Origin of the sequence: Pseudoalteromonas sp. R86517 (genome assembly GCF_042466295.1) — a bacterium.
Lineage (GTDB): Bacteria > Pseudomonadota > Gammaproteobacteria > Enterobacterales > Alteromonadaceae > Pseudoalteromonas > Pseudoalteromonas atlantica.
Window position 1 is genome coordinate 1093083 of record NZ_JAXHCB010000001.1, and the last position, 13694, is coordinate 1106776.

Annotated in this window: 13 protein-coding genes; 9 read left to right on the top strand and 4 right to left on the bottom strand. The window is 39.7% G+C overall.

Annotated features, from left to right (window positions below):
* Positions 1-99 precede the first annotated feature (99 nt).
* On the bottom strand, positions 100-468 hold the full coding sequence (locus tag SJY38_RS04890) for a hypothetical protein (protein WP_004588144.1): 369 nt from the start codon (positions 466-468) through the stop codon (positions 100-102).
* A 150-nt stretch (positions 469-618) separates the two neighbouring features.
* Here SJY38_RS04890 and SJY38_RS04895 point away from each other — a divergent pair, with 150 nt between their 5' ends.
* Entirely contained in the window at positions 619-1371 is a 753-nt protein-coding gene (locus tag SJY38_RS04895; RefSeq protein ID WP_377109356.1) for a Nif3-like dinuclear metal center hexameric protein, read from the top strand.
* Between the two features lie 11 nt (positions 1372-1382).
* Here SJY38_RS04895 and SJY38_RS04900 read toward each other — a convergent pair whose 3' ends face one another.
* The 3 genes from SJY38_RS04900 to SJY38_RS04910 form a co-directional block, all read right to left on the bottom strand.
* Positions 1383-2147: a YdcF family protein gene (locus SJY38_RS04900; RefSeq protein WP_273589112.1), complete on the bottom strand. Its 765-nt coding sequence runs from the start codon at positions 2145-2147 to the stop codon at positions 1383-1385.
* A 51-nt stretch (positions 2148-2198) separates the two neighbouring features.
* Complete coding sequence (locus SJY38_RS04905; protein WP_004588141.1) at positions 2199-3086, bottom strand: LysR substrate-binding domain-containing protein; 888 nt, start codon at positions 3084-3086, stop codon at positions 2199-2201.
* A 455-nt stretch (positions 3087-3541) separates the two neighbouring features.
* A complete protein-coding gene (locus SJY38_RS04910) occupies positions 3542-5911 on the bottom strand; it encodes a GGDEF domain-containing protein (RefSeq protein WP_054983093.1) in 2370 nt (789 codons plus the stop codon).
* A 214-nt stretch (positions 5912-6125) separates the two neighbouring features.
* Here SJY38_RS04910 and pyrC point away from each other — a divergent pair, with 214 nt between their 5' ends.
* The 8 genes from pyrC (at position 6126) to SJY38_RS04950 (ending at position 13676) form a co-directional block, all read left to right on the top strand.
* Complete coding sequence (gene pyrC / locus SJY38_RS04915) at positions 6126-7175, top strand: dihydroorotase (protein ID WP_286740354.1); 1050 nt, start codon at positions 6126-6128, stop codon at positions 7173-7175.
* Between the two features lie 464 nt (positions 7176-7639).
* Complete coding sequence (locus tag SJY38_RS04920; protein WP_004588138.1) at positions 7640-7843, top strand: cold-shock protein; 204 nt, start codon at positions 7640-7642, stop codon at positions 7841-7843.
* Between the two features lie 862 nt (positions 7844-8705).
* Entirely contained in the window at positions 8706-9476 is a 771-nt protein-coding gene (locus SJY38_RS04925) for a DUF3450 domain-containing protein (protein ID WP_004588137.1), read from the top strand.
* Between the two features lie 7 nt (positions 9477-9483).
* Positions 9484-10848: a MotA/TolQ/ExbB proton channel family protein gene (locus SJY38_RS04930; RefSeq protein WP_004588136.1), complete on the top strand. Its 1365-nt coding sequence runs from the start codon at positions 9484-9486 to the stop codon at positions 10846-10848.
* Positions 10848-11372 carry a MotA/TolQ/ExbB proton channel family protein gene (locus SJY38_RS04935; protein WP_004588135.1) on the top strand — a complete coding sequence of 175 codons (525 nt, stop codon included), beginning with the start codon at positions 10848-10850 and terminating at the stop codon, positions 11370-11372. The genes SJY38_RS04930 and SJY38_RS04935 overlap by 1 nt, the downstream gene beginning before the upstream one ends.
* 14 nt (positions 11373-11386) lie before the next feature.
* Entirely contained in the window at positions 11387-11791 is a 405-nt protein-coding gene (locus SJY38_RS04940) for a biopolymer transporter ExbD (protein ID WP_004588134.1), read from the top strand.
* Positions 11791-12405 (top strand): energy transducer TonB, encoded by a 615-nt coding sequence (locus tag SJY38_RS04945; RefSeq protein ID WP_004588133.1) that lies wholly within the window; start codon positions 11791-11793, stop codon positions 12403-12405. The genes SJY38_RS04940 and SJY38_RS04945 overlap by 1 nt, the downstream gene beginning before the upstream one ends.
* An 11-nt stretch (positions 12406-12416) precedes the next feature.
* The gene (locus tag SJY38_RS04950; RefSeq protein ID WP_004588132.1) at positions 12417-13676 is read left to right on the top strand and encodes a hypothetical protein; all 1260 of its coding nucleotides are present in this window, start codon (positions 12417-12419) and stop codon (positions 13674-13676) included.
* Positions 13677-13694 lie beyond the last annotated feature (18 nt).

Sequence of the window (13694 nt, forward strand, 5' to 3'; positions counted from 1 at the left end):
TAGCTCAAAATAAATTATTTAATAAAGCGAATTGATAGAAGGTGATAAACAGGCATAAAAAAACCGCTTAACGCGGCTTTTTTATTAATCACATGTTGTTTAAACAACACCGCGCGGTAAGCGACAGTCGTGATCTTTACTTGCAAGCTCAACAATCCAAAGCTCTTCAGCTGTGTAGCCGTCTTCGCTTTGTGTTACAACAGTAAACGGCGCTGTTTTTTGTGCTTTAACAGGCGCAGCAGCTTTAGTTTTAGTTTTTTTCGCAGGCGCTTTTTGCTCAGCTTGTGCAGGCGATTTGCCAGAGCTTAATTCTTTCGTTAGCTCTGCTACATCAGCTAGGCGTAAGTTTTTGCCACCATCGATGCTGTACCAGCCAGGTTTTGTAGTAATTTCAGGTTTTTTACCATTGGCAGCTTCATATGCAGCTTCAAAGGCAGATAAAACTTCTGTTTTGTCTAGTTTGCTCATCAGAGACCCTATACGTTGTGAACACAGATAAAGAAGCCGTATTTATACCTATTTTCCAACTGTTTTTCAATTTTTTGCGATTTTCCTTCCATTTTAGCCCTATAAACGCCAAAATTTGCACAAAATTCAGTGCTGAGTAAGGTAATAAGTATGCAACGTAGAGAATTTAACCAACTGTTAGACGACATTTTAAAGCCTCACACAATTAAAGATTTTTGTCCAAATGGGCTGCAAGTCGAAGGTAAAAATGAAATTAGAACGATTGTTACGGGGGTGACTGCAAGCCAAGCACTCATTGATGCAGCGATAGAAAAAAAAGCCGATGCTGTTTTGGTTCACCATGGTTATTTTTGGAAAGGTGAATCGCAACCTATTACAGGCATGAAAAAACGCCGTATTGGGGCTTTGTTAGCGCACGATATTAATTTATTTGCCTATCATTTACCGCTTGATATTCACCCTGTTATAGGTAACAACGCCCAGCTTGCTAATTTGCTCGATATTGAAATAGAGACAGGGCTTGAACCCGTTACTAATAGCGTTGCTATGAAAGGGCGGTTAAAAACTCCGCTTACAGGTAGCGAGTTTGCAAATAAAATAGCCAAAGTTTTAAACCGCGAACCTTTAAGGAGTGTTGTACGCGATGAAAAAATTAACACCATTGCCCTGTGTACAGGAGGCGGGCAAGGTTATATCGATTTAGCAGCAGAGCAGGGGATTGATGCATACCTAACGGGTGAAGCCTCAGAGCAAACTATTCACAGCTCGCGAGAGCAAAATATAGACTTTTTTGCAGCAGGGCATCATGCAACCGAGCGTTACGGAATTAAAGCCCTTGGTGAGCTACTTGCCAAAGAACATGGTTTTGATGTGAGCTTTATAGATATAGATAACCCAGTATAAATTTATATACTCTACAGCGCCTCTGGGTTTATCCAGCGGCGCATACTTATCCAAGCATTCCCAATCACTTCATGGGCATATTGCGTTACTACACGTAATGCCTCAGCATTTGGTATAAATTGTTTATACAAAGGTAAAGCCGCAAAATTGTGATAATCCGTAGCGGCAGGAATTACCTCAATGCCTTGGGCATTAAACAGGTTTATTGAGCGCGGCATATGTAGCACAGACGTAACCAGTGCAACCTTAAAATCAACGAGCTTAGGCGCGAGTAGTTTGGCTTCTGCGGCTGTATCCATTGCCTGTGGGTTTTGTTTTATGCGGTTTTTACTCACCCCTAAATTTATTGCTGTTTGGCTCATTAACGCGCTATTGGTTACTTTATTATAGCCACCGCCAGATACGATAAGCGTTGCATTAGGGTATTTTTTTGCAAGCTTAACCCCTTCTACCAAGCGAGTAAGCGCACAGTTTCCTAGCTGATTATTAGCGCTTAAAGCGGGGTTAGGGTTTATGTCGCAACCCAGTACAACAATTTTATCAAGGGTTGGGTGTTTTAGTGCATTAAAAGCCAATGACGCGGGCTCATTGTTTTTAATCAGTTGATGCGCAGCAAACGGCGTACTTAACACTAAAAGCGCCAATAGACTTAAGCTTGCGATCACTAAAGCAGACTTACGTGCACGAAACGCCAAAACTAGCATTACAAACGCAAGTAAACCAAATAGTGGTAGCGGCATAATTAAGCCACCTAATAATTTTTTTAATTCAAACATAACAAGCAACATAAAACACAATAGGCCTTATGTTACTTATTCGTTTGTGATTTATCGACCGTTATTTTGCTTACAGGTATTTAAAAAATGGCGATAAACGGGGTTGTCTTTCATGTCTTTTTTCATTGCTAGGTACATAGGGCGGGTTAGGCCTAGTGCACCAAGCGGGATAGATTTAATTAAACCTTGGCTTTCGTAAGGTGTTACCAACCAGTCAGGCAGCGCTGCTACACCCATTCCTGCACTCACTAGCTGAAAAATTAATAAGCCTTGATCTACATTTTTTAAGGTGCCGTCAAAGCGGGCATTTTGAATAAAGTGTTTAAATATATCTTGTCGCTCGCGCGGAATAGGATACGAAATAATGGTTTCGTTTTTTAAATCAAGCGCTGTTACATATGCTTTTTTAGCTAGGTCGTGATCAGGGGCGACGATAAGCTTTAATTTAAAATCAAATAAGTGAGCGTATTCAAGTTTATCAGGATCGCGTATATCTGAGGTTAATACTAAGTCGAGCTCATCATTGAGTAAATCAGGTATAGCGTCGTAGCTAAAGCCGCGTTCGTAGTCAATTTTAATATCCGGCCAAAAATTATTAAATTCTTTAATAGTAGGAAGCAGCCAATGAAAACACGCATGGCATTCAACACTTAAGCGCAGTTGAGAAATAGGTTGATTAAGGCTTTCTTTTAAACGGCACTTAGTGGCTTCTACTTTAGGTAAAACTTCGTTGGCAAGTTCGAGTAATAGCATTCCTTGTGGCGTAAAGCGCACAGGCTGCGTTTTTCTTTCAAATAATTGGCAGTCTAATTTGTTTTCTAAGTCTTTAATTTGATGAGATAAAGCTGATTGCGTTAAAAATAATTCGCGGGCTGTATTAACTAACGATCCGGTGTCTTTTAATGTCGCAATAGTTTTAAGGTGTTTTATATCAATCATCTTTAATAATTCTCAAGGGAAAAGTGAGTTTGGCTCAGATTGACTACATACTACGCCTTTACAAAAAACGTTTCAACGTCTAGATGGCTAAAACAATCTATTAATTACTAAAATAATCCCTTAAAGTTAAATTAACTAATGTGGGTGCTTTAGTTACTACTGGTTTGATGAGTTTGGCATGAGTTTAGCTCAAGTTGTTTTGTTGGGTTATACAGCGGCTGTTTAAAGCAGCGTTATGGGTAGGGCAGCTTAATAAAAGGCACTGGTTTTTAAGAGGGATAAGTATTTATCACAACGCGTAATAACAGGTCTGTTTTTAATGGGCTAAAGCTTAAACAGTAATAATATGTTTTTATTGCTTTAAAACTGAGCGCTTAAATAAACGAATGGGTATTACGGGGCTTACTTTTTACACCTTTTTGGTTGTGAAAAAGTAAGCCTTTGGATAACAGCTACTACAGGGGTTTGTGGATAAGCTTAATGGCGTGTTGTGCTGTAACCGGTTTTGACTTTAAAAAGCCTTGACCGTAATTACATTGAGTGGCTTGTAAAATATTTAGTTGCTCTTGGGTTTCGATTCCCTCAGCCACAACTTCAAAGTTTAGTGACTGCGCTAATGAGAGAATGGCCTCTACTAACGGGTTATTGGTTTTGTTGAGGTGATCGATAAAGCTTTTATCTATTTTTAAAATATGAATAGGTAATTGGTGTAAGTAACCAAGTGCTGAGTATCCAGTACCAAAGTCATCTAAGCATAACTTCACTTTAAGTGGGGCTAGCCCTTCTATTATTTGGGTTGCTAAATCAAGGTTAGCAATAAGCCCTGATTCAGTGATTTCTAAACATAACGACCCTAAAGGCAGTTGGTATTTATTATATAATGCGTGAACTTGGGCAACAAAGTCGAGACTGGCAAAATGACGCGATGACACATTGACCGTTACTTTTAAAAAGCGATGCCCTAATGTGTGCCAGTGCGCAATATGTTGTGCAGCGAGGTCAAGCAAGTGCAAATCGAGGTTAATAATTTGCCCGGTGGTTTCGGCTATCGGAATAAACTCATTTGGTGGCACAAACCCTTTTTTAGGATGGTGCCATCTCACTAATGCCTCAAAGCCGACAACTTCACTTGTCGCTATAGTAAAAATAGGTTGAAAATAAAGCTCAAATTCGTTGTGTTCAATGCCGTGTTGTAAGTCGTTTTCTATATCGGCATGTGTTTTGAGCTTTTTACGCATGGTGTTATTAAAAAACTTAACTTGGCCACGCCCGCTTGATTTAGCTTCGTACATGGCGGCATCGGCTTGCTGTAATAACAAATAGGCTTTATCGTCGCTGCTTTCACTAAAGGCGATGCCAATGCTGGTTGATGCTTGCAATAAATGACTATCGACATTAAGTGGCTTAGCAAGGGCTGTGTTTATTCGTTTTAGCGCTTCGCTAACCTGGTTTCGGTGTGTGATGTTTTCCATAAAAATAGCAAATTCGTCCCCACCAAGTCGTGCAAACGTATCAGTGTTTCTGACGGTGCCTTTTATGAGCTCACAAATTTTAATTAAAAAGTGATCGCCAACCTCATGGCCAAGCGAATCATTGATACTTTTAAATCGATCAAAATCTAAATAAAGCAAGGCATGGCTCGTGCCTTTTTTAACACGCGACAAACGCAAAATTGCATGTTTAATACGCTCAATAAGTAACGAGCGATTAGCGAGGCCTGTTAGCTCATCATGCAATGCTTTGTGTTCAAGCTCTTGCCTTGCAAGCTGCCTATCTATGGCCATACTAATTTGCCTACTTACGTAGGTTAAAAGGGCGCTGTCGTGTTCGTTGTAATGCAGCTTTTTATCGTAACTTTGAACAACAATTACACCGCTTATTCTATCATTTGCTTTAAAAGGTACACCTAGCCAGGATTCAGAAAGACGGCCAACAAGTTTAAAGTCGCCGTTATTTATATGTTGCTGATAATCGTTTTGATTTAATAGCAGTACACGGTCTGATTTTAGTAGGTAATACGAAGCTGTGTCTTTTAATTGCTCTTTTGATATTTTTTTGTGTGCGTGCGTTTGAATGCCTTCTTCAACGATGTAAACCAAATCGAGTATGTCTACTTGCTTATCGTAAAGGGCAATAAAAAAGTTATCTGCAGGAAGTAAGCTATTTATTATGCTGTGAAGAGCTTCAAAAAAGGTATCTAGGTTACTGGCTTTATAGGTTAAATTAGCGATTTGCAGTAAGCTGTTTTCAAGCTTTTGCGCATCATTTAACTGTTTTACTGTGTGCGTTAAGCTATTGACCGTGTTTACTTGGTTTAGCTTAGCACTTAATAAATGCGCAACCGTGGTTAATATTTCTAGGTGAGCGTTTGTGAAGTAGTTTTTTATTGGATGTTCACAATCAATAACCCCTAAAACATGATCCTTGTATATAAGTGGCACGCACAACTCTGATTGGGCAGGGCGTTCATCAGCAATGTAGCGAGGGTCTTGTGTTACATCGCCAATAATAATAGCTGTGCCTGTACGGGCGACATAACCGGTTATACCTTCGTTAAAGCCAATAATTTTACGCTCTGCTTGGTATTCGTCTCTGGCGTGGGTTATGCCCATAGAAGCGACTTGATTTAGCTGTAAACGTGTTTCATCAGCCAGGTAAATAACACAATCAACAAACCCAAGGCGGTTTACTACTTGAGTGGTTACGTACTCAAATAACTCTTCTAGGGTATCGAGCTGTAATAAGCTTGAGGAAAACTGATTTATTATGCTCAGTTGTTCAGTTTTAACTTCGAGCGCTTTATAGGTATCGATATGATTCGACATAGGGTAATTTTATTCTTTTTATTTGTATTAGCACTGATAAGTTAACCCAAATTTGAAGCATGTTCAAAATAAAACGCTTAAACGAGTGTAATCGTCGTTAAACTTAAACCCAATAGTATTTTGCAGCACTCATAAAGGGGAATAGTTTAGATAACACTTTACTAGATCTTTCCATATGCCTATGATCGGATAAATTCAGCCGTGGAAAAAAGTAATGAGCATTAATACCGATTCAAAAAACACATTAACCATAACTCGTCCTGATGATTGGCATGTCCATTTACGTGATGGTGAGCAACTTAAAGATACAGTACGCGATATTAGCCGCTACATGGGCCGCGCCATCATAATGCCAAACCTTGTACCGCCAGCAACGAGCACTGATTTAGCGCTAGCTTATCGAGAGCGAATTATGGCAGCGGGGCCGCAGGGCAACTTTGAACCCTTAATGGTGCTTTACCTAACAGATAAAACCACACCTGAAGAAATTAAAAAAGCCAAAGCAACGGGCAAAATTGTTGCTGCCAAGTTGTACCCCGCTGGGGCAACCACTAACTCAGACTCTGGGGTCACATCAGTAAAGAATATTTACCCTGTATTAGAAGCGATGCAAGACGTGGGCATGCTGTTATTAGTGCATGGTGAAGTGACTGATTCATCAATAGATATTTTTGACCGTGAAAAAGTATTTTTAGAGACGATTTTAGGCGATGTTGTCGCTGATTTTCCAAATCTGAAAATAGTGCTTGAACACATTACGACAAAAGACGCTGTTGATTTTGTGACAGCCGCACCGCAAAATGTGGCGGCAACCATTACCGCGCATCACTTATTGTACAACCGTAACCACATGTTAGCTGGTGGCATACGTCCGCATTATTACTGTTTACCTATTTTAAAGCGCAATATTCACCAACAAGCATTAATGGCGGCAGCTATAAGTGGAAATAAAAAGTTCTTTTTAGGGACTGACTCAGCACCACATTATAAAGATAAAAAGGAAGCGGCATGCGGTTGTGCTGGCGCCTATACAGCACATGCTGCGATTGAACTTTACGCCGAAGCCTTTGAAGAAGCAGGCGCACTGGATAAACTTGAGGGCTTTGCAAGCCATTTTGGGCCTGACTTTTACGGACTTGCCCGTAACACCGATACAATTACCCTAGAGAAAAGACCTTGGCAAGTCCCCGCAAGTTACACGCTTGGTGACTCACAAGTTGTGCCTATTAAAGCAGAAGCTACGATTGACTGGCAGGTTAAGTAAACTGCTTTAAATTAGCATTGTATTAAAGCCGTATAGCTTGCTGTACGGCTTTTTATTTGCTTGAAATTCAATCTTTACGCGAGTTTTAACGCTCTTTACGAGGTACTTTATTTGTTAAGCTAAGCTGTTATACATGAATTGTTACAATTACGAGCAACAAAGCTGTCGTTTTTTGTTCAGTTTTAGCTTTAAAAATAACCACTTACATATGATGCTTTATTTATTTTTGTTCTGAGTAAATAAATCTTAATTAATAGAGCCAAAAAAAAATTAATGTGTTAACCTTAACTTGCTTTGAGTTTTTGCGTATTGAATTTACGGATATTGTGCTGCGTTTAAGGTTACCGGTTAGGTTAAAACTTGTTCCTGTACTATACCTCCAGAATTTTGGGCACTGACTCAGGGAGGATATAGCCATAATAATATGGCTGAATTTTAATTATTGACTTACAGGAAAATTTAGTATGTCGGTTACTGGTAAAGTAAAATTTTTCAACGAAGCTAAAGGCTTTGGTTTCATTGAACAAGAAAATGGTCCTGACGTGTTTGTACATTTCAGCGCAATCACTGGTTCTGGTTTTCGCACTCTTAGCGAAGGTCAAGCTGTGACTTTCAGCATCAAACAAGGTCAAAAAGGCCCTGAAGCTGAGAACGTAGAAGTAGCATAATTTTAATTATGTGAACCTTAGTTCATCTTGGTGAAGCAGTTTTCTGTTTCACCATAATTCCTCAAAATCTTCCTCATTGTTTTTATACTCTCTAATATTGTTTGTTCACTCCCTAATACAGTCAAACGTTAAAATTTACTTCTCGTTCTAGCTTCAAACACGTTTAACATATTTGCCATTTAAATAGTTAAAAACCCTGTTTAATAGCAACGCCGCTTCAATACACTAACAGCTCATAATCTGCATACTTACCAAGGTTAAACAATACATTTACCACACGCATAGTGTGTATTAAAAACCGTGTAATTAACTGAGTGTTTTACTAACTTTAATAAGGCTTAACTTGGGCTTAGCAAAGTGAAAGCCATTAACTTAAATGCAGTAATATTTATACATCATTTCAAAACCACTTTCGAATTGTTGTATTTTTATACGATGAAGCGCAGGATTTGTAAGTTAAGATGTGTTTTTAGCCTAATTTAACCAAATCTAGTTCATCAAATTGTCACATTTTTATTATTTTTGTTTTTTTTTAAGGTGCAATTCAGTTTTGTTTAGATGTTGCATTTTTGTTTCATGTAAGTGTCTAATTTTTAACTAGTGTTTAATTTTAAAGGGGCTATATAATGCTAAAACGCCTTAATATTGGTTGCATTTATGTTAACAGTATTTTTTGTAATACTTTAGTTTTAGCTTTTTCAAGGTATTTATTTACTTAGAATAGCTAACATCAAGTTGACAGGGCGTATTGCATTTAGCATTATTGGAGGGTTGATATCTATTAAAAGATATCAGGGTTGTCACCCTTAATAAGGTTGATAATTAAATTATAAAAGTAACATTACTTAATTGGTTGGGAACTATGTCTGTTAAAATCAGAAAGAGTCTTGTAGCATCTGCGTTGGTTGGCGCTTTTGCATTTGCAAGCAGCAATGTGATTGCAGATCCTTTGAATGACGTGCAAAAAGCAGGTCAGCAAATTCAAAAGGCTGCTGTTAAGTCTCAAACTAAAATTGACAACGTATACGGTCAAACTCAAGAGCTAATCGCTGAGTACCGTAGTATTGTTGATGAGACTGAACTTATGAAAGTGTACAACGATCACGTAGCACGTTTGGTCGCTGACCAAAATGCGTCAATCGAATCGTTTGACCGTCAAATCGCTACTATCGACAACACTAAACAAAACGTTGTGCCTTTGATGTATCGCATGATCGATACGCTTGAGCAATTCATCAAAGCGGACGTTCCGTTCAATCTTGATTCTCGTCTTGCTCGTGTAGAAAGACTTCGTGAAATCATGGCTTCTGCGTCTGTAACGACGTCTGAGAAATTCCGCCAAGTTCTTGAAGCATACACAGTTGAAACTGCTTACAGCTCGGCTGTAACTGCTTCTCAAGGTACTTTAGAAGTTGATGGTAAAAACATTAACGTTGATATCGGTCGTTTAGGTCGTATCACTTACGTAGCACAATCTTTTGACTTAAAACACGCTTGGGTGTGGGACAACAACACTAAAGAGTGGAAAGAATTAGGTGAAGAATACCTAAAACCAGTTAAAGAAGTGATTCGTATGGCGCGTAAGCAAGCGACACTAGAACTTGTTAAACTACCAATCTTTGGCGCGGAGTAATCGAATAATGAAGAAACTATTTAAAGGTTTTGCTGTTGCAGCAGTACTATCTGTTTCTGCAGGTACCGCGCTTAATGCACATGCAAATACTGATGCTTTAGATAAAATTCTTGAGCAAGTAAAGCAAGAACGTATCTCTGAAGGTAAAATCAATAAGCAACGTGAGCAAGAGTTCTTATCAGAACGTGCTGACAAGCAAGCATTACTTAACAAAGCAAAAAGCCAATTAGCGTCTGAAAAAGCACGCGGTGACAGCTTAGCTAAGCAATATGCACAAAACGAAAATACATTAGCTGAAAAAGAGCAAGCGCTTCAAAACGCACAAGGTACTCTTGGTGAAATGTTTGGTGTTGTACGTCGTGCAGCGCAAGACGCTATCGGTTCTATCGAAGCTTCACTAGTAAGTGCTGAAAAGCCAGGCCGTGCAGAAGTACTTCGTTCATTAGCAGCAGCTAAAGAACTTCCAACAGTTCGTGAACTTGAAGAACTTTGGATTGCACTTCAAACAGAAATGACTGAGTCAGCAAAAGTTTCTACTTTTGAAACTGAAGTGTCAGGTCTTGACGGTAACTCTACAGTTAAGCAAGTAACACGTATTGGTAACTTTAACTTAGTTACTGACGAAGGTTACTTAATCTACTCGCCAGAGACAAAATCTATTCAGCCTTTAGGTAAACAACCTGATAGCTACATTTTAGATGGTATCTCTGCTCTTGAAGGTACTTCTTCTGACAATTACGCTGGCGTATACATTGACCCGACTCGTGGTGCAATCTTACGTATCAACACGCAGAAGAAAACGCTTATGGAATACTACGAGCAAGGTGCTGAAGTTGGTTACATCATCACAGTTTTATTAGCTGTTGGTCTACTAATCTTCTTAGTACGTTTCGTTGACTTAGCGCTTACTACTTCTAAGATCAAGTCTCAGCTTAAAAACTTGTCTACACCGAATACAAACAACCCACTGGGTCGTATTCTTAAAGTGTACCATGACAACAAGAGCCAAGACGTTGAAAACCTTGAGCTTAAACTTGATGAAGCTATCTTACGTGAAACGCCACGTGTTGAAGCTGGCATCAACATCATCAAGATTCTTGCTGCAATCGCACCGTTACTTGGTCTACTAGGTACAGTAATCGGTATGATCTTAACGTTCCAAACAATCACATTGTTCGGTACGGGCGATCCTAAGATCATGGCTGGTAACATCTCTCTAGCTCTTGTAACTACAGCGCTAGGTCTAATTGCTGCACTACCACTTATCCTACTTCATTCAATTGTTGCAGGTCGTAGTAAGTCAGTATTACATATCCTTGATGAGCAAAGCGCGGGTATCGTTGCTACTCACGCGGAGAAGGAGAAAGCCTAATGCTAGTCCTGATGGAGATATGGGAATCTATCAGGGATTTTGTTGGCACAGGCGGCCAGGTATTATACGTGGTCGCGATAGCACTCTTTCTTATGTGGGTTTTAATGATTGAGCGCTATTGGTTCCTACTTGCTGAATTTCCTCGTTTAACGAAGGATATTGTAGCAAAGTGGGATGCCCGCCAAGACACTACGTCTTGGTACGCACACAGAATCCGTGAAGCATGGATTTCTGAAGCGTCTGAAAAATTAGATCAGCGTATGTTGTTGATTAAAACATTAGTAGCTGTTTGTCCTTTAATAGGCTTACTTGGAACTGTAACGGGTATGATCGCGGTTTTCGAAACCATGGCAACCCAAGGTACTGGTAATGCACGTTTAATGGCATCAGGTATTTCAATGGCAACAATCCCAACAATGGCTGGAATGGTTGCGGCACTATCTGGAGTTTTCTTTAGCTCACGCCTTGAGGCAAGAGCGAGAATGGTGAAAGCCAAACTTGTAGATAGCATGCCTCATCACTAGAGAGAGAATTAAATATGGCACGTAAACAACGTTTTCGTGAAGAAGAAGAAGCAGCGGTAGATATGACGCCAATGCTTGACATCGTATTTATCATGCTTATTTTCTTTATCGTAACTACATCGTTCGTTAAAGAGGCTGGTATCGAGGTCAATAAACCTAAAGCGGCCCAAGCTACGAAGCAAAAAAATGCTAACATTTTTGTTGCTATTCGCAGTGATGGTGCTATCTGGATTGATAAACAGCAAGTTGATGTTGAACGTGTTTCAGCAAAAATCGAAAGTTTATTAGCAGAACAACCTACTGATGTTGTGATTTTGCAAGCTGATAAAGAAGCAAAGCACGGCGTAGTGGTTAAAGTTATGGACCAGATCAAAGCGACAGGTGACAACCTGAGAATTTCAATAGCTGGAGATCAGTAATGATTCGTTTTCTGTTTTCACTGATTGCAGGTGGGGCAGTTACTTTCGGCTTGTTCTACTTCATGGCTTACCTCATCTCTGGTGGGGCTGACCGTAATACTGAACAAAAAGAGCAGATCATAGTCGAAATAATGACGAATCCGCCTGAATCTAAGGTGCAGGAGAGGAAGCGTGTTCCGCCTCCGCCTCCGCCACCGCCAAAGCAGCCGCCTAAACCGCAGCCGCCACAGCCGGAGAATAACAATCCTAACCCTGGTGCTATGTCATTTAACATGGGTAGCATTGATGTAGGAAGTTCGGCTGGTGGACTAAGTGGTCCAGGTGCATTTGGACGAGATGGTGATGCGACACCTATCGTTCGTATTGAACCAAAATATCCAACGCAAGCAGCGCGTGATGGTAAAGAAGGTTGGGTACAACTTTCGTTCACAATTGATGAGTTAGGTGGCGTGACTGACGTTCAAGTTATTGACGCAGAACCAAAACGTATCTTTGACCGTGAAGCTAAACGTGCATTACGCAAGTGGAAATACCGTCCTAAAATTATTGACGGTAAACCACAGAAACAAGTTGGTTTACAAGTTCAACTAGACTTTAAACTTAACCAAGGCTAAGGAGGCGAGTAATGAGAAATTTATCTAAAGTAACTGCTCTTGCAATTCTTATGTCTGTGTCAGGTGCAGCTATAACTGCACCTGTATTAGCAGCGCCGGATTACGCTAAAATTGAAGAGCGTAAAAAAGCCAAGACTAAAATCATGGGCGAGCGTACTGGTAAAAAGGTAATTAAAGCGTTTGACTTGTACAATGAAGACAAAATTGATGAAGCAATTGCCTTGTTAAAAGAGATTGACGCATCTAACGACTTCGATAAAGCGACTGTAAATCGTTACTTAGGTAGCATGTACGCGCAAAAAGAGAAGTACGATGAAGCGATTAAATACTCTAGACAAGCTGTTGCCCCTGATATATTAAACTTCGCAGATCACGAGCAAACTTTAAAGCTATTAGGTGATTTATACGCAGGTACTGAAAAGTTTCAAGAAGCCAAAAAAGCTTATACAGCTTGGATGGACTTCACCGGCGAAGAAGACCCTAAAGTGTATACTCGTATTGCGCAAGCTAACTATCAGTTAGGTCAGTTTCGTGATGTTTTTAAACCTGCCGACAAGGCAATCTCTTTACAAAAGGAGCCTAACAAGGCCCCTTACCAATTAAAATTAGGTTCTTACTTTGAACTTAAAGACTACGCCAACATGGTGAAAATTGGTGAAGAGATTGTACGAGTTTGGCCAGATGACAAAAAAGCCTGGGTTAGTTTAGGTAAATACTACCTACAAACCGAAGACTACTCTAAAGGTCTAGCGACCATGGAAGTAGCATTCAAAAATGGCTATTTTGAAGCGGAAGTAGATTACAAAGTACTTTCTAACTTTTATTCTTTAAACGAAATTCCATTTAAAGCGGCTAAAACCCTTGAAAATGCTATTAAAGAAGACAAAGTTAAGCGTACTAAGCAAAATGTTAACGCAATTGCTAGTAACTACCACCGTTCTAAAGACATCGAAAAAGCTGCTAAGTACTACGAAGAAGCTGCTAAATTTGACGACGATGCAGAGCTTTACCGCAAAGCAGGATCGTTACTTTTACAATCTGAGAACTTTAGTGCTGCTGTTGTTCGTTTGAACAAAGCGTTAGAGCTTGGCTCTGACAAAAAAGGCACCATTTATTCAGATTTAGCTGAAGCGTACTACTACCAAGCTAAATACAAGCAAGCTTATGCTGCTATTACTAAAGCAATGGACGACCCACGCACACGTAAGTTTGCTAAAGGTTGGTCTACATTTATTAAAGATAAAGCCGCTCGCAACGGTGTTAAAATTTAACTTTAATTTGTTTTAGCA